19 protein-coding genes are annotated in these 23432 nt (G+C 74.4%); 10 read left to right on the top strand and 9 right to left on the bottom strand.

Annotated features, from left to right (window positions below; translation table 11 throughout):
- Positions 1 to 107: 107 nt before the first annotated feature.
- The gene (locus ACFV7Q_RS31645) at positions 108 to 698 is read right to left on the bottom strand and encodes a DUF4360 domain-containing protein (RefSeq protein WP_385433738.1); all 591 of its coding nucleotides are present in this window, start codon (positions 696 to 698) and stop codon (positions 108 to 110) included.
- A 282-nt stretch (positions 699 to 980) separates the two neighbouring features.
- On the opposite strand from ACFV7Q_RS31645, the gene ACFV7Q_RS31650 reads away from it, so the two are divergent.
- The 4 genes from ACFV7Q_RS31650 (at position 981) to ACFV7Q_RS31665 (ending at position 7500) form a co-directional block, all read left to right on the top strand.
- Positions 981 to 2927: a galactose oxidase-like domain-containing protein gene (locus tag ACFV7Q_RS31650; protein WP_385433701.1), complete on the top strand. Its 1947-nt coding sequence runs from the start codon at positions 981 to 983 to the stop codon at positions 2925 to 2927.
- A gap of 674 nt (positions 2928 to 3601) precedes the next feature.
- Entirely contained in the window at positions 3602 to 5611 is a 2010-nt protein-coding gene (locus ACFV7Q_RS31655) for an RICIN domain-containing protein (RefSeq protein WP_385433703.1), read from the top strand.
- A gap of 190 nt (positions 5612 to 5801) precedes the next feature.
- A complete protein-coding gene (locus tag ACFV7Q_RS31660; protein WP_385433705.1) occupies positions 5802 to 6482 on the top strand; it encodes a hypothetical protein in 681 nt (226 codons plus the stop codon).
- 130 nt (positions 6483 to 6612) lie between these two features.
- Entirely contained in the window at positions 6613 to 7500 is an 888-nt protein-coding gene (locus ACFV7Q_RS31665) for a pirin family protein (protein WP_385433708.1), read from the top strand.
- 20 nt (positions 7501 to 7520) lie between these two features.
- Here ACFV7Q_RS31665 and ACFV7Q_RS31670 read toward each other — a convergent pair whose 3' ends face one another.
- Entirely contained in the window at positions 7521 to 9014 is a 1494-nt protein-coding gene (locus ACFV7Q_RS31670) for an MFS transporter (RefSeq protein ID WP_385433710.1), read from the bottom strand.
- Between the two features lie 137 nt (positions 9015 to 9151).
- Between ACFV7Q_RS31670 and ACFV7Q_RS31675 the strand changes: the two genes are divergently transcribed.
- A complete protein-coding gene (locus ACFV7Q_RS31675; RefSeq protein ID WP_385433712.1) occupies positions 9152 to 9592 on the top strand; it encodes a MarR family winged helix-turn-helix transcriptional regulator in 441 nt (146 codons plus the stop codon).
- Between the two features lie 32 nt (positions 9593 to 9624).
- Here the strand turns inward: ACFV7Q_RS31675 and ACFV7Q_RS31680 are convergent, their stop codons facing one another.
- From ACFV7Q_RS31680 to ACFV7Q_RS31690, 3 genes are all read right to left on the bottom strand, one after another.
- On the bottom strand, positions 9625 to 10254 hold the full coding sequence (locus tag ACFV7Q_RS31680; protein WP_385433714.1) for a HutD family protein: 630 nt from the start codon (positions 10252 to 10254) through the stop codon (positions 9625 to 9627).
- A gap of 97 nt (positions 10255 to 10351) precedes the next feature.
- Positions 10352 to 10738 (bottom strand): hypothetical protein, encoded by a 387-nt coding sequence (locus tag ACFV7Q_RS31685; RefSeq protein ID WP_385433716.1) that lies wholly within the window; start codon positions 10736 to 10738, stop codon positions 10352 to 10354.
- 155 nt (positions 10739 to 10893) lie between these two features.
- Positions 10894 to 12255, bottom strand: coding sequence for an FAD-dependent oxidoreductase (locus tag ACFV7Q_RS31690; protein ID WP_385433718.1), 1362 nt, complete (start codon positions 12253 to 12255; stop codon positions 10894 to 10896).
- A gap of 196 nt (positions 12256 to 12451) precedes the next feature.
- Between ACFV7Q_RS31690 and ACFV7Q_RS31695 the strand changes: the two genes are divergently transcribed.
- The 5 genes from ACFV7Q_RS31695 (at position 12452) to ACFV7Q_RS31715 (ending at position 16066) form a co-directional block, all read left to right on the top strand.
- The gene (locus tag ACFV7Q_RS31695) at positions 12452 to 13522 is read left to right on the top strand and encodes a PHP domain-containing protein (protein ID WP_385433720.1); all 1071 of its coding nucleotides are present in this window, start codon (positions 12452 to 12454) and stop codon (positions 13520 to 13522) included.
- 256 nt (positions 13523 to 13778) lie between these two features.
- Positions 13779 to 13967 (top strand): DUF6381 family protein, encoded by a 189-nt coding sequence (locus tag ACFV7Q_RS31700; protein WP_385433722.1) that lies wholly within the window; start codon positions 13779 to 13781, stop codon positions 13965 to 13967.
- A 92-nt stretch (positions 13968 to 14059) separates the two neighbouring features.
- A complete protein-coding gene (locus tag ACFV7Q_RS31705) occupies positions 14060 to 14569 on the top strand; it encodes a DinB family protein (protein ID WP_385433724.1) in 510 nt (169 codons plus the stop codon).
- 293 nt (positions 14570 to 14862) lie between these two features.
- Entirely contained in the window at positions 14863 to 15441 is a 579-nt protein-coding gene (locus ACFV7Q_RS31710; protein WP_385433726.1) for a helix-turn-helix domain-containing protein, read from the top strand.
- A 46-nt stretch (positions 15442 to 15487) separates the two neighbouring features.
- Positions 15488 to 16066 (top strand): hypothetical protein, encoded by a 579-nt coding sequence (locus ACFV7Q_RS31715; RefSeq protein WP_385433728.1) that lies wholly within the window; start codon positions 15488 to 15490, stop codon positions 16064 to 16066.
- 156 nt (positions 16067 to 16222) lie between these two features.
- On the opposite strand, the gene ACFV7Q_RS31720 is transcribed toward ACFV7Q_RS31715, so the two are convergent.
- From ACFV7Q_RS31720 to ACFV7Q_RS31735, 4 genes are all read right to left on the bottom strand, one after another.
- A complete protein-coding gene (locus ACFV7Q_RS31720; protein ID WP_385433730.1) occupies positions 16223 to 18118 on the bottom strand; it encodes a hypothetical protein in 1896 nt (631 codons plus the stop codon).
- Complete coding sequence (locus ACFV7Q_RS31725; RefSeq protein ID WP_385433732.1) at positions 18115 to 21825, bottom strand: DUF5682 family protein; 3711 nt, start codon at positions 21823 to 21825, stop codon at positions 18115 to 18117. Before ACFV7Q_RS31725 ends, ACFV7Q_RS31720 begins: the two co-directional genes overlap by 4 nt.
- Positions 21822 to 22985 (bottom strand): AAA family ATPase, encoded by a 1164-nt coding sequence (locus tag ACFV7Q_RS31730; protein ID WP_385433734.1) that lies wholly within the window; start codon positions 22983 to 22985, stop codon positions 21822 to 21824. Before ACFV7Q_RS31730 ends, ACFV7Q_RS31725 begins: the two co-directional genes overlap by 4 nt.
- A gap of 103 nt (positions 22986 to 23088) precedes the next feature.
- The coding region (locus tag ACFV7Q_RS31735; RefSeq protein ID WP_385433736.1) for a hypothetical protein at positions 23089 to 23432 on the bottom strand (344 nt) is incomplete at its 5' end.

Raw genomic sequence — 23432 nt, forward strand, 5'->3', positions numbered from 1 at the left:
GGCACGCACTGCCCGCGGTGCCGCTCACGGCTCCGGATCCGCGTCGCCGGTCAGCCTGCTCGGCCGGCTCGGCCGACCGGCCGGCTCGGCCGGTCGGCCCGTACGCCTCAGCGGGCCGGGCACTCCTTCCAGGAGAAGTGGTAGACGGTGCCGATGCCGCCGTCCGTGGAGTCGACGGTCATGTAGCTGACCTTCGCCGGGTCCGAGGTGCCGACCTCCGTGCGCAGTTCGGTGTTGATGTTGAGGTTGCGCTTCTCGCCGCAGGGGGCGAAGACGAGGGCCTGGATGCTCGCGGTGTCGGTGACCTGCCAGTTGTCCTCGAGCGCGCCGTGGAACTGGTGGGTGCGGTAGGTGGTCTGGCTCATGCCCTGGAAGTAGTAGCTGGCCTTCTGGGTGCCGATCGCACCCTCCGCCAGGCTGCCGAAGCCCCGGTAGTCGACCTTGGCCACCGCGTAGGTGTAGCCCTGGGGGACGTTGACGACGAGGGAGAGGAGACAGTTCTTGCGGCCCGCGGTCACGGGGCTGTCGCCGCCGGCCTGGGCCAGGTAGTCGCTGTAGGTGACGGTGAAGGCCGAGTTGTCGGGGGCGACGGCGACGCTCGCGGTGCCGGGGCGGCAGCCGGAGCCGTTGACGCTGGCGACGTCGACGGTCACCTGCCCCGGGGGGGCTACGGGGGCGGCCCAGGCCGTGGGGGACAGGGCGACCAGGCTTCCGGTCGCGGCGACGACGGTCAGTGCGGTGCGAAGTGGCTTGATCACGTCGCCATGGATAACCACCGCCGCACGACTGTCCACGTCCCCGGGCACGGGGGCTCACCCTGTCGGACTCCCCCATTCACCACAGAAACGTTTCACCAGCGGCTTCCGAGGGCCGAACGGCCCTGAACGAAGCCCCATCCGCCGCGGCACGGGGCGTCAGACCAGGACTTTGCCGGATTTCTTCTACTCTGGGCGCTTTCGGGCGTTGGAGGAGGGCAGCTCATGGTGGAGCGGGGTTGGGTCGTACGGCGGTCCGCCGCCCTGTGCGTCGGTACGGTCGTGGCCGCGCTCGCCTCCCTGGCCCCCGGGGCCGCGCAGGCCTCCGCCGAGGCCGGCGCGGTGCACGGGCCGCAGCCGCGCGTCCACCGCCACGCCGACGGCGGCTCCGAACCGGCCACTCCCCTCGCACCCGCCGCACGAGTCTCGAACGCCACACCGGTGGTACCGGATCCCGGTGAAGCCGCCGTCCTCGGCGAGGAGCACGCCCGGGCGCACGCCCAGCGGCGCCGGGCCACGACCGGCGCCGAGGACTACCCGCAGGCCAAGCGCACTTCCGGCCTGGCCGCACTGGCCCTCTCGCAGGCTCGGACCAACGCCCGACTCCCAGCGGCCCGGTTCGGCCGGTTCACGGAGTTCTTCCCCTCGCCGGACTTCGGCGTGCACGCGGCCCTTCTGCCCACCGGCAAGGTGCTGCTGTTCTCCTTCGAGCGGGTGGAGGTCAACCCCACCAAGGAGACCGGACCCACCGATCGGATCGGCCGGACCAACGCGGGCCGCGCCTTCCTGTGGGACCCCTCCCGCGGTACCGGGCCGCCGGCGTTCAAGAAGGTGGAGCCGCCGACCGTCCTCATGCCCGACGGCCTCTACGCCCCGCGCCCGGCACCGTTCTTCTGCGCCGGCCACGCGTACCTGCCCAACGGCATGGTCGGGGTGTTCGGCGGCAACACCGGCGGCAAGGGCGGCAGCGGAGCGAAGCTGTCCTTCGTGTTCGACCCGTGGACCGAGACCTGGTTCCGCAACCAGGACATGGCCGACGGCCGCTGGTACCCGTCGGTGGTGACCGGGGCGGACGGCCGGCAGATCATCATGTCCGGCCAGTCCGAGCGGGGTACGGGCACCCCCACTCCGGTGGTGGAGCGGTTCCCCGCACTGCGGCATCCCGTGCCCTGGCGCCCGTACGACGTCCCCGTCGGACTGGCGTCGGAGCGGCTGCGGGTGGACGCGCCCTTCCGCAACGACTACCCCCACCTCTTCTCGCTGCGCGACGGGATGGTGTACGGCCTGGGCCGGGACGCGGACCAGCAGTGGCTGTTCGACCCGGTCAAGGAGACCCGGTCCGACCTGCCCCGGCGCCCGGCCGACTTCCGCGGCTACGGCTCGGCGGTGCCGCTGCCCGCCGGGCTGCGCGGCCCCGACTCGGTCCTGGTCCTCGGCGGGGACCCCCGGGACCCGAACACCTACCGGCTGTCCGGCGGCCGGTGGACCACTGAGCAGCCGCGCGCGTTCGGCCGCACGCAGGACGACACGCTGATCCTGCCGGACGGCACACTGCTGACGGTCAACGGGGCGCTGGACACCCGTGACTACGGGTACGGACCGTTCAATCCGAAGGCCGACCTCAAGTACCGGCAGATCGAGCTGCGCGCCGCGGACGGCCGGTGGCGGCTCGGGCCGGCACAGCGACTGCCGCGCGGGTACCACTCCAACGCCCTGGTCCTGCCGGACGGCCGGGTGATGGTCACCGGCGACGAGCTCCAGCAGATCGCCAACGACTCCGACATCGGGGACGAGATGGACGGCAGCATCGAGCTGTACGAACCGCCGTACCTGCACCAGGGCGGCGGCCGGCCCGCCCTCGACCGGGTGCCGGCGGGCGAGCTCGGGTACGGGAAGGAGTTCGAGGTGGCCAGCACCACCGCGGCCGCGGTCGCCCGGGCCGTGCTGCTGGCGCCGAGCACGGTCACGCACGCGGTGAACACCAGTCAGCGGCACCTTCAGCTCGCCGTGACGGCCCGCACCGGCGCCCGGAGCGCGAAGGCCGTCGGCACGATCGGGCTGCGGACGCCGCCGAGTGCCGCCGACGCCCCGCCCGGCTACTACCTGCTGTTCCTGCTCGACGGCAAAGGCGTACCGAGCACCGGTAAGTGGGTGAAGCTCGGCGGCCGGTGAGGGGCCACGCGGGCGGCCGACACCGGTCCTCAGGACGAGGGCGTGGCCCGTTCCGGGCCGGCCGGGTCGTCAGGAGTGCCTCCCGTGGCACGGCGCGTACTGGCCTCCGCCAGCCGCGGCGGCCGGCTCCTCGCTCGCACACGGACCGGCGTCCTCGCCTCGACCCCACGACAACTCCCGGGCGGCGGACCGCTGCTGTTCCACGGCGCCGCCGCGGCGGAGGGGGCTTCGCGGTGGCCGGGGAGGGCCCGCGGGGCGGCAGTCCTGCGGGTGCCCGCTGATCCCCACCTCCCTGTTCCTAGGCCGGAACAGAGGATTCCTCACAGCTCGTGACAGCAGGAATTCGACCCGTAGTGTTTAGATGAATCCCTGACTGAATTGTCGTCAACAAGCCATATCACCTTATCTCGATTTGATAACGAGATCCTCGAAAAGGACTGGACCTTTCGGTCCCTACGCGCGTAACTCGCCGTGCGCGCAACCAAGTTGACTGTTCATCAAATCAGATCAGTAGGTAACAGTCAGATATCTCGACCGGCATTCCCGTTTGTCCGAATTCTCCACCTCGCCCATCTGGCAGGCTCCCTCGCACCCACTCCTCCGACCAAGGATTTGAGGTGCGCATGACGGGTCACCGTCGAAGGAAGCCCGAACACCGGCGCAAACCGCGCCGCTTGATACTCGTCACCGCCGCCGTGGCCTCGGCGGCGGTGCTCGCGGGGGGTCTGGCCTACTCCGGTCTCGGCGACGACGCCCAGGCCGAAACGACCGCGCAGGCGGCCACCGAAACGCTCACGCCGGCCGCCGCACCGGCCCGTGACGCGGAGCCCGAGCCCATCAAGGAAGAGCCCGCGAACGACGCGGACCGCGGCATGGTCTACGACGGCCTCAAGGCCGCGCCGAAGGGCGACCGCTGCGTCGGCGTCTACCGTACGGAGACGGGGCTGTGCAGCCACGGCCCGGACGCCCCGCCGAAGGACGTCGACATCAAGAAGGACGTCGCCCCGGCCGTGAAGTCACAGGCCGTGGCCTCTGATCCGGCCAAGCCCGAAGCCCCCGCCGCGGAAGGCAGCGGGCGTCCTCAGGACGCGCCCGCCGCCGACGCCAAGGCCGCCAAGGACGCCCCCAAGGACGCGCCGGCCCCCGCCGCCACGGGCGGCAGCGGCAGCCAGACCGCCGCGGCCGGGCCCGCCGGGCAGACCGTCCAGTGCGAGGGCGACGGCAGCAGCGGCAACCGCGTCCAGGTGGTGTACGTGCACGGTCCCGACCGCGACCGGTACTCCGAGTACTTCGCCTCGTTCCGCAAGTGGGCGGCCGACGCCGACCTCATCTACTCGAACAGCGCCCAGGAGACCGGCGGCGTCCGTCACATCCGCTACGTGACGGCCGCCGACTGCACCCCGACGGTGCTCAACATCGAGCTGCCGGCCTCCGCGATGGCCGACTTCAACGCCACCAACAAGGCGCTCGCGGCCAAGGGCCTCGACCGCCGTGACCGCAAGTACATGATCTTCGCGGACAGCCAGGTCTACTGCGGCATCGGCACCTTCGCCGGTGACGAGCGCCCCGGCCAGAACAACCAGAGCAACTTCGGCCCCTCCTACGGCCGTACGGACTCCGGTTGCTGGGGCGGGCACACCGCCGCCCACGAGCTGGGCCACAACCTCGGCGCGGTCAACAACAGCGCCCCCAACACCAGTCGCGGCGCCCACTGCACCGACGAGTGGGACGTGATGTGCTACTCGGACACGCCGTACTACCCGCAGATGCGCAACATCTGCACCAACAAGGCGTCCGAGAACATCCTCGACTGCAACCACGACGACTACTTCCACACCAGCCCCAAGCCGGGCAGCTATCTGGCCACCCACTGGAACATCGCGGACAACCAGTTCCTGATGAAGTCCAAGGGCGGCAACGGCACGGACCCGGGCCCGAACCCCAACCCCCAGCCGACGCAGAAGCCCACGCCCACGCCGACGAAGAAGCCGACCGGCGGACCGACGGTCACGGCCGGCCAGATCCAGTCGACCTCGGTCGTCGTCAGCTGGCCCAAGGTGGACGGCGCCGCCTGGTACCAGGTGCTGCTGAACGGCAAGCACCTCACGTGGGTCCAGTCGCAGTCCGTGCGCATCTACAACCTCCAGGCCGGTACGGAGTACAAGGTCGCCGTCTCGGTGCGCGACAGCGCCGGCCGTGACAGCGGCGCGGGCAAGACGACCGTCTTCCGCACCACGGGCGGCGGCAGCAACGACACCGCGCCCAACACCCGCTACACCCTCCACAACGGCAGCACCGGCATGGCCGCCGAGCTGTGGGGCGGCCGCAGCGCCGACGGCACCGTGCTCGTCGGTGCCCGGGCCAACGGCTACACCCACCAGCAGTGGACGTTCGAGGACGCGGGGAACGGACTGGTCCGCATCAAGTCCGCCGTCTCCGGCAAGTGCCTGCAGACGGGCGGCGCCCCGGCCCAGGGCATGTGGATCGCGCAGCAGCCCTGCGGCAACGGCTCCACCCAGCAGTGGAAGCTGGGCTCCCGCAACGGTACGACGACCATCACGGACCCCAGCGGCGGCTACGCCCTGACCGTGAGCAACCGTCCGTACTACGGCGAGTGGCTGCTCGACCTCCAGCGCGCGGACGGCCGCGCGAACCAGGTCTGGACGGTCCAGAAGGCCGCCTGACCCGAGCCGCCGACTGCCGGCGGACGGCTGCCCCCACGGCCGTCCGCCGGCCCCTCACGTTCCACCCGACCACCGCACCGCGCCGCGCGCCCCACCGCGCGGCGGCCCCGCAGCGGCCCGCACCCCGCGGCCGGCACCGCAGCGGCTGCGGCACCCCTCGCATCCCACCGCACCAGGGAGCAGCACAACGATGCGCACACGACACGCTTTCCCCGTCCGCACCGGGCTGGGAGCCCTGTTCCTGTTCCTCGCCCCGGCCCTGGCCCTCACCGTCCCGACGACGGCCCACGCCCACGGCGACACCCTCAAGGTCGTGATCACCGGCCAGCGGGAGGGGCACGTCACCACCGACATCACCTGGGAGAACGACGGGGACGCCATCGACGAGAAGGCCGCTGCCACGGTCAACGCGACCAGCGTGGACGGGACCCGCACCCAGGGGCCCTGGCGGCTGGTGCGGGACAAGGCCGGCAGCGTCGGCTGGAGCACGGCCGAGGTCCTGCCGCCGGGCACCTGGAAGGTCACCATCGACGTCGGGTTCCCCGCGCTGGGGCATGCCGAGGGCGAGGTCTCCGTACCCGTGGTGGATCCCGTGCCGCCCGCGGGTTCGGCGGCGCCGACCGCTCCCGTGCCGGTCGACCCGTCCGCCCCGGCAGCACCCTCGGCCGTGCCGTCGGTGGCGGCTCCGGCGCAGTCCCCGTCGCCCGCCGGCGTGCCGGCCCCTCCGGCGTCCCCGTCGGCGTCCGCGGCCGCGGACGAGGAAGGCGGTGACAGCACCGTCTGGTGGACCACGGCGGGCGTGGCCGTGATCGCCCTCGCTGGCGCGGCCGTCGGGGTGCTCGTACGCCGGGCCCGGGCGCGCCGGCTCTGAGCGCACGGTACGCGCCGGGCGGGCGCCGGGCGGGTGGCCGTCGGCCCCGCCCGGCCGGATCGCGTCGGCGACCTGACAACCAAACCGGACCGCGTTGACGCTCCGCCGGGCGATGCCTTTCGCTCGGGGCATGCAGATCACCGCCACCACCGTTCGTTCCACCGCCCGGGTGGCCCGCCCCTTCCACACCTTCGAGGGGGAGGGCTTCCCCGTCCGCCGCCCCTTCCCGCAGCCCCGACTGCCCCTGGTCGACCCGTTCCTCACGGTCGACCAGATCGGCCCGCACGTGCTGGGCCCCGGTGAGGCCAAGGGCGCGCCGCCGCTCCCCCACCGCGGTTTCGAGATCGTCCAGTACGTCATCGACGGCGCCGTGGAGCACGTCGACTCCGCGGGGAACGAGCGGGTCATGAACGCCGGCGAGGTCCAGTGGCTGACCGCCGGCTCGGGCCTGGTCCATCTCGCCCGCCCGACCCCCGAGCTGCTCGCCGACGGTGGTCCCCAGCACCTCCTGCAGATCTGGGTCAACCTGCCGGCTCGCCTCAAGGCGACGCCACCGCGCGTCCGGTACGCGTCCGCCCCGGACGGGATCCCGACCGTCACCACTGAGGACGGCACCGCCGAGCTCACGGTGATAGCCGGGTCCACCCACGGGGTGAGCGGCCCGTTCGACCCCCTCACCCCCGTCCTCATCGTCCACGCCCGCCTCGCGGCCGGCGGGCGTGCCGAGTTCGCCGTTCCCGCCGGGCACAACGCCATGCTGTACGTCCTGTCCGGTACGGCGGCCACCGCGGATGCCGAGCTCCCCGACGGCCACCTCGCCATCCTCGCCCGCGACGGGGAGCGGTTCGCCGTCTCCGCACCCGGCGGGGCGGCGGAGGTGCTCGTCCTGGCCGGAGAGCCGACCGGTGAACCGGTGGCCCGCAGCGGCCCGTTCGTCATGAACACCTCCGCCGAGATCCGCCGGGCGCAGCTCGACTACCAGCACGGCCTGATGGGCCGCATCGACATCGACGCGTGAGGGCGTCCGAGTCCCGAGCCTCAGACCGGCTCGGCGACCTTCACGGGGGCGGGTGCCGCCGGTGTGACCACCGGGGCGGCGGCGCCGATACGGCCGGGTAGCCCCAGCCGGGCGATGACGGCGACCAGGGCGAAGGCAGCGGCACCGATCCAGAAGGTGGCGGTGAAGCCGGACTCGGCGGGCAGGGCGGGAGCGCCGGCGGGCAGGTGCTCGACGGTCCGCGAGGCCAGGATCGTGGTGACGACGGCGCTGCCGATCGCGCTGCCCGTGGAGCGGGAGATCGAGTTGATGCCGTTGGCGATGCCGCTCTGGTGGTGCGGGACGCTCGCCATGATGACGGCGGGCATCGCAGCGTAGCCGAAGCTGACGGCCGCGCCCACGACGACGCCGGCGCCGATCACCGAGGCGGTGTGGACGTGGTCGAGGGCGAGCCAGCCGAACCCCAGGGCACCCAGGGCGGCGGCCAGGGCCAGCGCGGCGCGCGGGCCGCGGCGGCGGACCAGCTGTCCGCCGACGGGCGAGGCGAGCAGCGAGACGATCGCGCCGGGCAGCAGGAACTGCACGGAGGCCCGCAGGACGGAGGCGTCGAAGCCGTAACCGGTGAGCGCCTCGGGCATCTGGACGAGGTAGGAGACGCCGAGGAAGTTCGCGAACATGCCGAAGCCGACGAGGACGCCGGCCAGGTTGGCCATGAGTACCGGGCGGTGGACGAACATCCGCATGTCGACGAGCGGCTCGGCGACCTTGAGCTCGGTGAGGACCCACACGGCGGCCATGACGGCCGCGCCGGCGAAGCTGCCGAGGGTGCGGCCGGAGGTCCAGCCCCAGTCGTGGCCCTGCGAGACGGGCAGCAGGAGCAGCAGGAGGGTCAGGCCGAGGGTGAGCGCGCCGAGGAAGTCCGTGCGGCCGCCGGTCTTGTGGCGGGTCGCGGGGACCAGGAGGGCGACGGCGAGCAGGGCGAGCACGGCGAAGCCGGTGGCCATCCAGAAGGCGCTGCGGTAGTCGGCGCCGGAGCCGGAGGTGAGCAGGCCGGTGGCGACGAGCGCGAGGCCGCTGCCGAACGCGAGGGTGCCGCTGACCAGGGCCATCGCGCCGGGCAGCCGCTGGGGCCGGACCTCTTCGCGCAGGACCGACAGGGCCAGCGGGAAGATCGCGGTGGCGGCGCCCTGGAGTACGCGGCCCAGGAGCAGCAGGGGCAGCGAGGTCGCGACGGCGGCGATCACGGAGCCCGCGACCATGACGCCGAGGACGGCCACCAGCGTGGCCTTCTTGCCGTGCTGGTCGCCGAAGCGGCCGAGCAGCGGGGTGAAGACGGCGGCGGAGAGCAGGGTGGCGGTGGTCACCCAGCTCACGGCGGCGGTCGAGGTGCCGAGGTCGGTGCGGATGAGGCCCAGGATCGGGACCGGCAGGGTCTGCATCATCGACACGACCATGGCGGCCAGGCTCAGGGCGAGGACGACGACCGTCTCGTTGCGGGTCCTGCCCGGGGTGGGCGCGGGGGCGGCGGTGCTCATGTCGGGGGAACCTTCTTATTGCTTCAGATCACAGATGTTTTATGTCATCAAGTAACTCCGCAGGACGGTAGGCGCCAATAGTTAAGTCAGTCAAGTAAATAGTTGATAATGTCAACCGTCCTCGGTAGGCTCGGGGCATGAGCGCCACGACCCCCGCCACCCCCACCAAGCTCCAGCTGCTGGAACTGCTCGCCGCCATCGGCACCGCCCAGTGGCGCGACTTCGCCGCCGCTGCGGCGCACTACGGGCTCACGTCCACGCAGGCCAAGGTCCTGGCCCAGCTCGACGGGCCGCTGCCGATGCGGGGACTGGCCACCCTGCTCGTGTGCGACGCGTCGAACGTCACCGGGATCGTGGACCGCCTTGAGGCCCGTGACCTGGTACGACGCGAGCCCGATCCGGCCGACCGGCGCGTCAAGAACGTCGTGGCGACGGAGGCCGGCCTCGACGTCATCCGGCGGGTGCGCGAGGAGATGCAGGCCACGCACGGCGCGCTCGACACCCTCGGCGAGGACGAGCGGGCGACGCTGTACGCCCTGCTGGAGCGCCTGCGCCCGGGCCTGGAGAAGAACGCGTAGGGGGACTCCACCACCCCGGCGGCGAGCGCGCCCTACGCGGGCCGGCCAGGAAGGCGCACCACAGCGGTGTGCGCCCGGCTGCGCAGGAGGCCGGTGAACGGCCGGCCGGCCGGGGACGCGGCGACGAGTGCCGCGTCGTAGCGGTCGAGGACCGTACGCGCCCCCTCGGCGTCGAGATGCGCCGGGCCTTCCAGTGCGACGACCAACAGGACCTCGTCCGGCGCTGTTCGCAGGGCGAGCGAGCCGCGGACCACGGCGGTCTGGGCCGGGGCCGCGCCCCGGCGGTACATCACGTTGAAGTTCACGACGCCCCCGCCCAGCAGCCGGCAGCCGGTCGGTGCGTCGCCCGGGAAGTCCTGCGGCGCGAAGCGCTCGTCGACCACACGGCGGGCGCCGGCCACGGTGAGGTCCATCCCCGCCCCCTCGACCAGCGTGAGCGTACGGTCCACCCCGGGGAAGGCCGAGAACGGCCCGTCCGCGACCACCTCGGCGAGGCTGACCCGCCACGTGAAGTCGTCCGTGCCGGCCGCCTCGGGCCAGGCCGCGATCTCCCGGGTCACGCCGCCGCCGTTCTTCCAAGCGCCGGCCGGCCGGTCACCGGCACGCAGGATCCTGACCCGGCTCCCGCCGGGCACGTTCCCGGCTCCCGGTCCGACGTGCATGGCGGTCCTCCCGCAATCCCGCAGCCCTGCGATGGGTGTGGCTGGTGTGGCTGGTTCAGCTCCTGTGACGACAGGAACCTACCAAGGCCGGCGGCCGCTAGACGAGGCCGAGCCCGCGCGGCGGGACGAAGAGGTGGGCGGCCCGGTGCTCGGCGCCCACGAGGGCGGCCCCCGCCCCCAGGTCGGAGGAGGCGGTCTTCTCGACCCGGCGCCGGTGCTCGACGCACCGCGCGCAGGTCGGGGCCCAGTCGGGCAGCAGGTCCCGGTGGGTGAGGGCCATGTGGCGGGCGAGCCGGATCCGGGAGCCGGGGCCGCTGTCCATGGGGTCCCAGTCGACGCCCCGGTCCCCCGTCAGCCACAGCTCCGCCGTGGCCTCCTGGATCTCCTTCATCGAACGGTAGAGGCGGGCACACTTCGTGCAGCCGAACATCCAGGCCGGCGGCAGCGGCCACACGTCCTCGGGACTGAGGTCATCGGCACTCATGCCCGTCACGGTAGTGCCCGCGCGGAGGCCGGTGCAGCCGATCCGCCGGACTACCCCCTCTGCGGTCAACCGCCGGACCAGCAAGCCCCCTTGGCGGTCCGGGGGGGAAGACGGGAACGGGGCCCGCCGCTGACGGCGGGCCCCTGCGCCGGGACTCAGGCCCCGCTGGCCCCGAGCATGTCCTCGCGCTCGACGATCTTCACGCGCTCGCGGCCCTGCGGCTCGCCCAGCGCCTTCTCGGCGGCGTCCAGGCGGTACCAGCCCTCCCACGTGGTGTAGCGGATGCTCCGCTCGGCGAGGAAGGCCTCGACGGCCTCGGGGGCGGGCTCGGCGGGGGTGTGCAGGCGGCCGGCCGCGTGGTCCTCCAGGAGGTTCGCGATCGTCTCGTTCGCGTCGCCCTTGGTGTGGCCGATGAGGCCGATCGGTCCGCGCCGGATCCAGCCCGTGACGTACGTCGACTGCAGGTGCGCGCCCGCCTCCATCACACGGCCGCCCTCGTCCGGGACGGTGCCGGTCTCGACGTCCCACGGAAGCTTGGGCAGCTCGTCCGAGAGGTAGCCGACGGCCCGGTAGACGGCCTGCACGTCCCAGTCGGTGAACTGGCCGGTGCCCTTGACGTTGCCCGTGCCGTCGAGCTCGGTGCGCTCGGTGCGCAGGCCCACGACCTTGCCGTCCTCGCCGAGGATCTCGGAGGGCGACTCGAAGAAGTGGAGGAACAGCTTGTGCGGGCGCTCGCCGATGTCGCGGATCGCCCAGTTCTCCAGGGTCTTGGCGACCATGTCCGCCTGCTTGTTGGAGCGGCGGGTGGCGATCGAGCCCTCGTCGTAGTCGATGTCCTCGGGGTTGACGATGACCTCGATGCTGGGCGAGTGGTCGAGCTCGCGCAGCTCCATCGGGCTGAACTTGGCCTGGGCGGGGCCGCGGCGGCCGAAGACGTGGATCTCCAGGGCCTTGTTGGCCTTGAGGCCGTCGTAGACGTTCGGCGGGATCTCGGTCGGGAGCAGCTCGTCGGCGGTCTTGGCGAGGATGCGGGCGACGTCGAGGGCGACGTTGCCGACGCCGAGGACGGCGACCTTCTCGGCCTCCAGCGGCCAGGTGCGCGGGACGTCCGGGTGGCCGTCGTACCAGGAGACGAAGTCGGCCGCGCCGTAGGAGCCGTCGAGTTCGACACCGGGGATGGTGAGCGCACGGTCCGCGGTCGCGCCGGTGGAGAAGACCACGGCGTCGTAGAAGGAGTGCAGCTCGTCGAGGGTGATGTCGTTCGGGTAGTCGACGTTGCCGAAGAGGCGGACCTGCGGCTTGTCGAGCACCTGGTGGAGGGCGGTGATGATGCCCTTGATCCGCGGGTGGTCGGGGGCGACGCCGTACCGGATCAGACCGAAGGGGGCGGGCATCCGCTCGAAGAGGTCGATGGACACCCCCGGGTCGGCGGCGGCCTCGGACTTCAGCAGCGCGTCTGCTGCGTAGATTCCGGCGGGGCCGGCGCCGACGATTGCTACCCGCAGGGGGCGAGGCATGACATGTTCCCTTCGACCGGAAAAACTAGATCAAGGGGAACCCTAAGCTAAGGGCACCCTAACCCGGCACCCACCCCCTGTTTATAGCCACATAACCTTAACTTATGACCCTTCAAAGCCTTCCTTGGGTAACCGGCCTGCACCCTCAGCGTTCCGGGGGAAACTAGGAGGAACCGGCACTATCGGGAGGTGGCTGATGGACCCCGTCGCCGCATTGCAGCGGATCGCCTTCCTGCTGGAGCGAGGCCAGGCGCCGACCTACCGGGTGCGGGCCTTCCGCACGGCGGCGGACACGGTGACGCGGATGGGTGCGGACGAGGTCACACAGCGGATCGCCGCCGGAACGCTGGAAACCGTCAAGGGAATCGGGCCGAAAACCGCCCGTGTGGTGCAGGAGGCCCTGGCCGGGAACGTCCCCGGTTACCTGCAGAAACTGGAGGACGAGGTCGCCGCCCATCCCGATGGCCCGTCCGCCACACCCGCCGCCCGCGCGCTGCGCCGGGCCCTGCGCGGGGACTGCCACCTGCACTCCGAGTGGTCCGACGGCGGCAGCACCATCGAGGAGATGGGGCGGGCCGCGGCAGACCTCGGCCACGAGTGGGCCGTGCTCACCGACCACTCGCCCAGCCTGACCGTCGCACGCGGCCTGTCACCCGAACGGCTGCGCGAACAGCTGGACGTGGTGGCGGAGCTCAACGAGACCTGGGCACCCTTCCGGCTACTGACGGGCATCGAGTGCGACATCCTCCTCGACGGCTCCCTCGACCAGGAACCGGAGCTGCTGGACCGGCTGGACCTCGTCGTCGCATCCGTCCACTCGAAGCTGCGGATGGACTCGCCCGCCATGACCCGGCGGCTGCTCACCGCCGTGCGCAACCCCCTGATGGACGTGCTGGGCCACTGCACGGGGCGGCTGGTCACCGGGCGGGGCCGCCCCGAGTCGCAGTTCGACGCCGAGGCCGTGTTCGCCGCGTGCGCCGAATCCGGAACCGCCGTGGAGATCAACAGCCGGCCCGAGCGGCTGGACCCGCCGCGCCGGCTGCTGCGGCTCGCGGTCGAAGCCGGAACGCTCTTCGCCATCGACACGGACGCACACGCGCCGGGCCAGCTGGACTGGCAGCCGACCGGCTGCGAGCGGGCCGTGGAATGCGGGGTGACCGCCGAACGCGTCGTCAACACGTGGAAGGAGAAGGACCTGCTGGCCTGGACCCGCACGCGCAAGCCGCCGCGGGGCCGCAGCGGGCGCGGCGCCGGCTCCGCCCCTTAGGACGCACGCTCCGCCGCCGGATCCCGCTCCCGTCCCCGTGCCGGTGACCGTCCCGGTGACCGGTGACCGGTGAAGGGTCGACGCGGGTGGCGGTCCCCCTACCCCGTCACCCGACTGCGTTGCGCCGTTCGTGCGGGACGAACGGGTGAGGGCCGTCCCTGGCGGGGCATGCGGGGCGGTGGTTCGAGATGCGTCCCCGCGGCACTGCTGCTTCGCTGAATGCGCTCTTCCTACCCTCCACCCCCGAGGAGTGACCATGAATGCTTCAGGCGGATCCAGCGGCCGTGTCCGGCAGTTGCGCGAGAAGGCGCAGGAGCTGAGCCAGGCCGCCGAACGCTCCACCGACCCGGACGAGCGCCGCCGGCTGCAGGACAAGGCCCGCCGGCTGCGCGAGCAGAGCGAGCAGGAGAGCAAGATCGACGATCGGGGTATGGATCCGATGTAGGCGTCGATGGTCCAGGGCATCGGCCGGCAGCCGCAGGGCACCGGCCGATGCCGTGTCCCTGCGGCGGTGCGGACGGAGTCTGGGGACGGTGGATGAAGGCGACACAAGTACTGGCCGACGGGTACGTACGGATCCGGGAGGTGGTGCACGAGGCGGTCGAGGGGTTGTCGGCCGAGGAGCTGAACACCCGGGTCGACCCGCAGGCGAACTCGATCACCTGGCTGGTGTGGCATCTTACCCGGGTGCAGGACGACCACGTGGCGGACGCCTCGGGCCTTGAGCAGGTCTGGACGGCCAAGGACTGGGCGACCCGCTTCGCACTGCCGCTGCCCGCCGGCGACACCGGGTTCGGACACACCGCGAAGCAGGTCGAGAAGGTCCGCGTCGACTCGGGCGACCTACTGCTGGGCTACTTCGACGCCGTGCACGAACAGAGCCTGGGCTTCATCCGGTCACTCGCCGCGGCCGACCTCGAACGGATCGTCGACGAGGGCTGGGACCCGCCGGTCTCCCTGGGGGTGCGGCTGGTCAGCGTCCTCGCCGACGATCTGCAGCACGCCGGCCAGGCGGCGTACGTACGGGGCCTGTTGCGGCGGCGCTGAACCGTGCCCCACCTCCCCACGTCCGCATCGCCGCCGTAGCCGCCGCCCCCAGGAGCCTGCACCGCGGCGGTGCAGGCTCCCGGGGCCGCGAGGTGGACGGGTGGGGTGCGAACTCCCCCGCCCGGTCACGAGGCCGGTGGCCCCGACAGCGCCGCAGTGCGTCCCGTCCGACCGGAGGACCGGCTACGGGACGGGCTGCGCCCGCGCCGGCGCACCCCGGGCGGCCGGCGCTCCCGGTGGCCGCGCTCCGGGGCCGGCGCCCGGCTCGGAACGGGCCCCTTAGGCTTGCCGTCATGGCAACCGACGATGCCGCCGTCCTGGCCTCCGTGGGCCCGCGGCTGCGCGCCCTGCGCAAGAAGCGCGGCATCACCCTGACCCGGCTCTCGGAGACCACCGGCATCTCGGTCAGCACCCTGTCCCGCCTCGAGTCCGGCGAGCGCAAGCCCAACCTGGAACTGCTGCTACCCCTGGCGCGCGCCCACGCGGTGCCGCTCGACGAACTCGTCGGGGCGCCGCCCGTGGGCGACCCGCGGGTGCGGCTGAAGCCGATCCGGCGGGCCGACACGACGATCGTGCCGCTGACCCAGAACCCCGGCGGACTCCAGGCGTACAAGATGGTCATCCCGGCCGGCCGCAGCACACCCGACCCGCGGACCCACGAGGGCTACGAGTGGCTGTACGTGCTGAGCGGCCGGCTGCGGCTGGTCCTCGCCGAGCGCGACCTCGTCCTGAAGGCGGGTGAAGCCGCGGAGTTCGACACCCGGCTGCCGCACTGGTTCGGCAGCACCGGGGAGGCCCCGGTGGAGATCCTCAGCCTGTTCGGCCCGCAGAGCGAGCGCGTGCACGTCCGGGCCAAGCCGCGGGACAAGTAGCGGGCGGCCCTCGCGGGCGGCCGGCGGCTGGGGCATGATCACAGTGATGGAATCTTCACTGCCCTTGGTCTTCCTCGACGTCGACGGTCCGCTGATCCCGTTCGGGGCGACGCCGCGGGACCTCCCGCGCGGCTACCCGTCGTACGGGCCCGCCGACGACGGGAATCCGCTGCTCGCCCGGCTCGATCCCGCGCTCGGGCCGCGCCTGCTGGCCCTGCCCTGCGAGCTGGTGTGGGCCACGACCTGGGCGGCCGACGCCAATGCCTGGGTCGGCCCGCGGATCGGGCTGCCGGAACTGCCCTTCGTCGTCTGGCCCGACCCGTCCGACGAGGACGGCCCGGGCGCGGTCGGCGGCCGGCCGCACTGGAAGGTGCACGCCCTCCTCGACCACGCGGCCGGGCGGCCGTTCGCCTGGGTCGACGACGAGATCGGCGACGCGGACCGGACGTGGGTGGACGTCCACCACCCGGGCCGGGCCCTGCTGCACCTCGTCGACGCCCGGTTCGGGATCACCGGCGCCGACTTCGCCGCCCTCGACGCCTGGCTGCGCGGCCCCGCCCGGCTCCGGTGGGAGGGGCGCGCAGCGCGGGCGGCCCAGCGGCCAGGCGCAGGGTGCCCCGGGTGAAGCGGCAGCCGGCACCGCCGGAGCAGCGCCCCGATCACCCGTAGATCAGCCGGTGGCCCCCGCCGGGGGGCCTGCCGGGCTGACGGCGGGGGCACCCGGGGCCCGCCGGGCCGGCCGGGCCCAGGCTCCGCGTCTCGCCCCCTGCCGGTGCCGGGGTCAGACCCAGGACGCGGCCACCAGGGACCGTTCGGCGGCCGCCAGGTGGGTGGCCGCGGACAGCCAAGCCCGGGCGTAGCCGTCCGCCGAGGGGTCGGTGAGGCGGCCGAACGCGTCCCTGGGGCGCCGGTCAGCCTCCGCGGCCAGGGCCGTCGCCAGCTCCGCGGCCGTGGTGAACCCGGCCCGGCGCAGCGGCCCGTACGCGGCCTGCGGCTCGCTGCCGCGGGCCGATTCGGCGACGGCCCGCCGCCCGCCCGCTACACCCGTCTCCAGCAGGCGGCGCACCCGCCACAGCGGAGCGTCGGCCAGCGGGTCCGGCCCGGGGTCCACGGAGCGGGGTCCTGCTCCCGTCGCGGTGCCGGGCGGGAAGTGGCTGCCCTGGAGGCGCTCGTAGCCGAGGTCGGCGCGGCCGAACCACTCGTCGGGCAGCCGTAGCGTGTGCTCCGCACCCGGCACCGGCCCGACGGCGAGGGGCCGCAGGGTCGCGGCGCGGTCCAGGTCGGGGCGGCCCAGGACGCGCAGCGCCAGGCCCGGGTGGGCGGCGATCCGGCGGAGGTTCTCCCGGTGCGGCAGCTCCGGGTGGGGGTGGGCGGCCCGCAGCCGCAGCAGGGGGGCCGGGGCGTCCCCGGTCCGGATCTCGCGGACCAGGAGGTCCTCGCCGGCCGCGCCGACCACCGTGACGTCGCAGCCCAACAGCGCGGGGCCGGCCGCGTCCGGGTCGGGGTCGGCGAGCTGCGCGGCCACGGCCTCGGCCGCCGGGCGGGCGAACAGCGCCGCGGCGGGTTCCTCGGTCCACCGGACGCCCGGTAGCGGGGTCGCCTGCACCCCGCGCCCGGCTCCGAGCCGGCCGTCGGGCGACACCGTGGCCCCGGCGATGCGGAGTCCCCCGCGCGCCAGGCCCGCATGGTCGAGGGTGGCGCCGCCGAGCGCCACCGAGGCGGAGCCGGCGCCCTTGGCGCGGGCGAGGCCGCCGGGACGCACGTCGGAGATGGAGTGGCGTCCCCCGTCGGCCGCCAGCAGGTGGGTGACCACTCCCCCGTATCCGGTCGCGGACAGCACCGGCTCGCGGCACAGTCCGTGCACCCGCAGGCTGCCGCCCGGCCGGTAGGCGCGCCGGGTGCTTCCGGCCAGGGCGGGGTCGGCCGTCCCGGAGGCCAGCACGGCGGCGATGTGCAGGAGGTCGCGGAAGGCGGCGGTGAGGTCGGCGAGCCGGTGGGTGCCGCTGCGCTCCCGGGCGGCGCGCAGGCCGCGCACCAGCCGAAGGGCGGCGGCCTCGGCACGGGGCAGCCCGGCGACGCGGGCGGTGTGCGCGGCGCGCAGCAGCTCGGCCTGGACGACCGCGCCGCCGGCCGTGGCGCCCGCCGCGAGGGCTTCGGCGGCGGCCCGCCACAGCGCGGAGGCGGCGGCGGTCTGCGCGGCGGTCAGGGCGGCCGGGGCGGGAACGGGTTCCGCAGGCGCGGGATCCGCGGCCCGTACGGCCTGCTGCGCCCCGGCCGCGGGCCCGGCCGTCGGCGAGGACTCCGGCGCCGGCGCGGCCGACGGATCGGCACCGGGCTCGGGACCGGCCTCGGGCCCGGGGGGTGCGACGTCGGCGAGCGGGGCCGCACCGAGCACGGCGGCCCGGTGCAGGCAGCGCGGGGCCAGCAGGCAGCTGCAGACGGCCTGCTCCGCCGTGGTGACCGCGCCACCGGGACCGGGCCGTAGGGTCACGACGGCGTCCTCGCCGAAGCGGAAGCCGAGGCTGCCGTCGGCGGCCCGTTCTGCGGCCGGGGTCCCGGCGGCGCAGCCTTCGATGGCGGCGTCGAGCTTCTTGCGCAGCCGGGCGCTGAGGTCCTCCACGGCTTCGGCGAGGACCTCGGGGGCGACGGGCGGCAGCGGCGACGGGGCGGTGCTCAACGGGTTTCTCCACGGAGGCGGTCGCCCACCCAGCGGGCGAGGGCGAGCGGGCTGAGGGCGGCCACCGGCATGCCGGCGGCGACGAGCTGCCGGGCGACGGGCACCGAGTAGCGGGGGGTGCCGGTGTCGTCGAGCGCGGCGCAGCCGAGCAGGTGGGCCCCGGACGCGGCCAACGCGCGCACCTCCCCGAGGAGTCCGCCGATCGGTGCGCCCTCCTCGAAGTCGCTGACCACGACGACGAGGGTGCGGCTCGGCACGGTGATGAGGGAACGGGCGTGGGCCAGGCCCGCCGCAATGTGCGTGCCGCCGCCCACGCGGACCTCCAGCAGCAGCGACAGCGGGTCGTCGACCCGGTCGGTGAAGTCCACGACCTGCGTGGAGAACGCCAGGAAGTGCGTGGACAGGGTCGGGACACCGCCGAGGACGGCGGCGGTCAGCGCCGACCAGATGACCGAGGCCTCCATGGAGCCGGAGACGTCGACGACCAGGATCAGTCTCCAGTCGGCCTCGCGGCGGGCCCGGGTACTGAACACGGGCCGCTCCGGGACGACGACGAGGCTGCCGTCGTCGAGGCGGCGCGTGTGGGCGAGGTTGGCCCGCAGGGTGCGGTCCAGGTCGAGCCGCCCGCCGGGGCGGCGGCTGGGGCGCGGGGTGTTGAGCCCGGACAGCGCCGGGCGCAGCCGGGTGGCCAGCTCCTCGGCGAGCTCGTCGACGAGGCGGCGGACGAGCGGGCGCAGCTTCGCCACCTGGGCCTCCGGCATCCCTCCGGCCAGGGACAGCACCGAGCTGAGCAGCTCCACGGAGGGGCGCGCGGCGGCCGGGTCGAGCTGGGTCAGCACGTCGTGGCGGCCCGAGTCGGCGGCGGCTGCGAGCACCTCCTCGCGGACGTCCGTGCCGAAGAGCGCCTCCAGTTCCTCGGCCCATTCGCGGGCCGTGGGGAACGAGGGGTCCTGGCCGCCGCCGCTGCCCGAGCCGCCGGCGTCCAGGTCGGTGGAGCCCTCGCCGCGGCCGGCGCCGTACAGCTCGTCCAGGGCGTGGGCGTAGCGGCGGGCACCGGCGGGCAACCTGTCGCGCTGCCGGCCGAGGAGCAGCCGCCACCGGTCGGCGGGGGCGAGCCGCTGCGGCTCGGCGGCCTCGGCGGCTCCCGGTCGGGGGGCGGTTACGGCCCCGGGTTCCGGTACGGAGTTCCCGGCCGAGGACGGGACCGAATCCGAATGCGCAGCCGCAGCCGAATGCGCAGCCGGGGCGTCGTGCTCCGGGCGGGGCAGGAACTTCAGCGCCGCGGCCCCAGCGGCGTCCGCGGCGGCCCACAGGGCGAGCAGGGCGGGCGGGGCGTCGAGGGAGACGTCGACGCGGTCGCCGAGCCGTTCGGTCACGGTGGCCAGCAGCCGGTCGCGGGCAGCGGGGGCGAGCGCGTCGAACCCTCCGCGCAGGGCCGGGAGCCGGTCCAGGAAGTCCTGGTCGGTGAGCGAGTCGACCCGGTCGAGGACCGGGACCAGGGCGGCCGCGGAGGACTGGAGCAGCGGTCCGGCCGCGGCCAGCAGGCCGCCCAGACGGCGGGTCAGGGCCCGCCGGCCGTCCGGCGTGGTGGCGCCGTCGATCCAGCCGGCGGCGCGGTCGCCGAGTCCGGCTGCCGCGTCGAGGTCCAGCAGGACCCGGACGGCGTGTGCCGCGCCCTGCATGAGCGGGGACCCGTCGGCCGCGAGGCCGGTGAGGGCCCCGTCCATGCGCAGGCCGAGGTGACGGGCGGCGGCCCGGTCGGCGAGGGCGACGAGGGCGCGCGCGTCGGCGGGGTCCTCGCTGCCGGCGAGGCCGGGCAGGGCCCGCACGGCGGCGTCGAGCAGTTCGCCGGCCAGCGTGCCCGCGGTGGCGCGGACGGTGTCGGAGCCGACGGGGAAGTGCCCGCGGGAGAGCCCTTCCAGCAGGTCCAGCGCTTCCAGCAGCTCCGGCAGAGCGGCGGTCTGCGGCAGGGTGGCGGCCGCCTCGTCGAGTCGTACCGCGACCAGCTCGGGCAGGTCGCAGCGTGCGGCGGCGGTGAGGCCCGCGAGGATCTGGGCGGGGGTCGGGCCGCCGTCGGCGGCGGCCCGGCGGGCGGCGTCGCGCAGGGTGCCGGCGGCCGCCTGGGCGGCGGTGACGCCGCGGACCCCGGCGAGGTCGAGGCGGGCCGGTACGGAAGGGGTCCACTGCAGCCGCCACTTGGTGCCCAGCGCGGTGCCGTCGCCGGTTGCGGCCACGTCGAGCGGCTCCCCGTATCCGCTGCCCAGCACGGCCAGCCGCTGGAGCAGGACCTCGCGGCGCCGGTCGAGCGGGGAACGCAGCGGGTCGAGGCGGACCTCGCGGAACTCGGGGTCCTCGGGGCCGGGCAGCCGCAGCTCGCTGAGCTCGGCCTCGACCCCGGGGCCGAGTCCGGAGCGGGGGGCGCGGGGAGTGATGCGGCCCCGGCCGGTGCCGACGAGGACCACTTCGAGGGCGCGGGCCAGTGCACGGCCCCGACCCAGCGGTTCGCCCTGGCCGAGCACGGTGGTGACGGCCTCCAGGAGTTCGCCGCGGCCGGGGGCGGGCAAGCCGCGCAGGACGGCCAGGTCGCAGGCGAGCCGCAGGGTCTCGGCGGCTTCCCCGGTCCCGGCGGTGTGGCCGGCCCGGCGCAGTTCCCGGCACAGGCCGGTGACGGCGGCGGAGGCCGCGGTCCGCAGCCGCTCCGGGTCGCCGCCGGCCTCCAGTACGGCCTGCTGCCACAAGGGGTCGCGGATGCCGGCGGGGTAGCCGGAACGGGAATCGAGCAGGTCGAAGGAGTAGGGCACGAACGAGGTCACGGCAGCGTCGGCGGCTTCGGCCTCGCCCGCCCCCGCACGGGCCTCGTCGGCGCCGCCCTCGGCGGTGCGGTCGGCCGCGACGGCACCGGAGTCGAGGAGGGCCGGGGCGTGGAAGGCTCCGATCACGGCGGCGACGCGCTTGCCGCCGGCGGCAGCGGCCGCGATGACCGCGCGCATCCGTGCCTCGCGGGCCAGGTCGACCGTGGGGACGGCGGCGGCTGCGTCCTGGCGCAGCGCCCAGCCGACGCCGAGGGCCGCGCGGCGGACGGCCTCCGGCGGGCAACCGGGGGCGAGCACCTCCACGGCGCGGTCCCACAGGTCGTCGCCGTCCCGGCCGGTGCCGGCCGCGCTGAGGGCGCCCGCGTACGAGCGACGCCGGGGGCCGGAGCCGGTGGCGGGGTGGTCGGGGTCGGTGCCCGGGACCGGTTCACCGGGCCCGTCGGGAACCGGGCCCGCGACGGCCTCGGGGTCGTCGGACCGAGGGGTCCAGTCCGGGTCGGAGAGCGGGAGGTCGCAGCACAGCACTTCGGCGCCGCGCGCCCGCGCCCAGCGGACGGCGGCCAGTTCCGGGGAGAAGTCCGCGAAGGGGTAGAACGCGAGTCGGCCCTCGCGTCCGGTGCCGGCGAGGGCGACGGGGGCCCGCGTCTCCGGGTCCGCGAGGTGCTCCAGCCACGGTTGGAAGTCGGCGGGCAGCTCGACGCAGACCACCTCGGCCCCGGAGGCGTCCAGCAGGGCCGGGACCACGGCGGCCAGGGCGGGGCTGTGGTGGCGCACCCCCAGCAGGTAGGGCGTCCGGGACGCGGCGAGCGCCTCGACCGTGTCCCGCGGATCGGCGTACGGATCCGGGACGGCGGCGGGCGCCGGGGCGCCCGCGGGCAGGGCGGTGGTGGTCATCGCAGGCTCCCGCGCAGGTCCCACAGGCGGCGCCACATGGCCGAGCCGTCCTCGGCGCGGCGGCGGACCGGGCCGTCCCAGTAGCCGAGCAGGCGGCCGTGGTCGGCGGGGTCGTCCTTGCGGACCACGCCCAGGAGGTGGCCGGGCAGCAGGTCCAGGACGTCGCCGCCCGGCAGGTAGGCGGCGGCGACGCCCAGCGAGGTCGCCACCTGCACGGCTTCGGCGGTGGACATGACCGTGCCGGGGCGTTCCACGTCCCAGCCCTCGGCGGAGCGCCCCGAACGCAGGTCCCGGAAGACGGTGACCAGCGCGTCGAGGACGGCGTCGTCGACGCCGAAGGCGGCGCCCGCGCGCTGGACGGCCGCGACCGCCTGGCGGCGGATCAGCGTGGCCTCGGCGTCGGCGTCGGCGATGGGGTCGACCGTCTCGAAGTTGAAGCGGCGCTTGAGGGCGGCGGACATCTCGGAGACGCCGCGGTCGCGCAGGTTGGCGGTGGCGATGACCGTGAAGCCCGGGGCGGCGCTGACCACCGCGTCCTCGGTGGCGGTGAGTTCGGGCACGCTGACCCGCCGGTCGGACAGGATCGACACGAGCGCGTCCTGGACCTCGGGCAGGCAGCGGGTGATCTCCTCGACCCGTACGACGCGTCCGGTCCGCATGGCGGAGAGGACCGGGGAGTCGACGAGTGCCTGCGGGGTGGGGCCCTGGGCGAGCAGCAGGGCGTAGTTCCAGCCGTAGCGGAAGGCGTCCTCGGTGGTGCCGGCGGTGCCCTGCACGGTGAGGGCGCTGGTGCCGCAGACGGCGGCGGCGAGCAGTTCGGACAGCATCGACTTGGCGGTGCCGGGCTCGCCGGTGAGGAGGAGGCCGCGCTCGCCGGCGAGGGTGACGACGCAGCGTTCGACGAGGGCGCGTTCGCCGACGAACTTCGGTGCGATGACCAGCTTGGCGGGCAGGCCGGCCCGGCGCTTCGGCAGGGCCAGCTCGGCGCCGTCGCTGCCGCAGACGAAGGTGACGACGGCGCGCGGGGTCAGCGCCCAGCCCGGCGGGCGGGGGCCGGTGTCCTGGGCGGCGAGGAAGGCGAGTTCGGTGGCGTACCGCTCTTCGGCGGGGAGCATCTGGCGGGCCGGGGCGGCGGCAGCGTCTTCGGTGACGGTCGTCATGGGAGTCCTGGAAACTCGAACAAGTAAAAGGAAAAGGAAGGACGAAGGAGGAACGGGGCGAGCGGCCGGCCGGCCCCGCGGGTGGGGCCGGCCGGCGGTGAAGTCAGCGGCGGCGGGGGCGGGTGCGCTTGACCTTGAGCTCCGCGAAGCGGGGTACGTCGCCTCCGGTGACCCGCTGCCAGGCCCTGCGGTAGAGGTCCGCGGCCGGTTCGGCCGGCACCAGGACGCGGAGCACCGGACTGCCGCCGGGGGCGAGGCCCTCGTACATCGGCAGCTTCCACTGCTCGACGGGCAGGTTCGGGGAGGCCATCTCGGACCAGGGGCCGGGCAGGAACAGGGTGCGTCCGGCCCGGGTGCGGGCGGCCGTCACCACCAGGTCGGTGGCGGCCAGTTCGGCGCGGGCCGCCTTCAGCCGGGCCGGCTTCCAGCCCGTCCACCGGGCCGTGT

This window comes from Streptomyces sp. NPDC059851 (assembly GCF_042732005.1).
GTDB lineage: Bacteria > Actinomycetota > Actinomycetes > Streptomycetales > Streptomycetaceae > Streptomyces.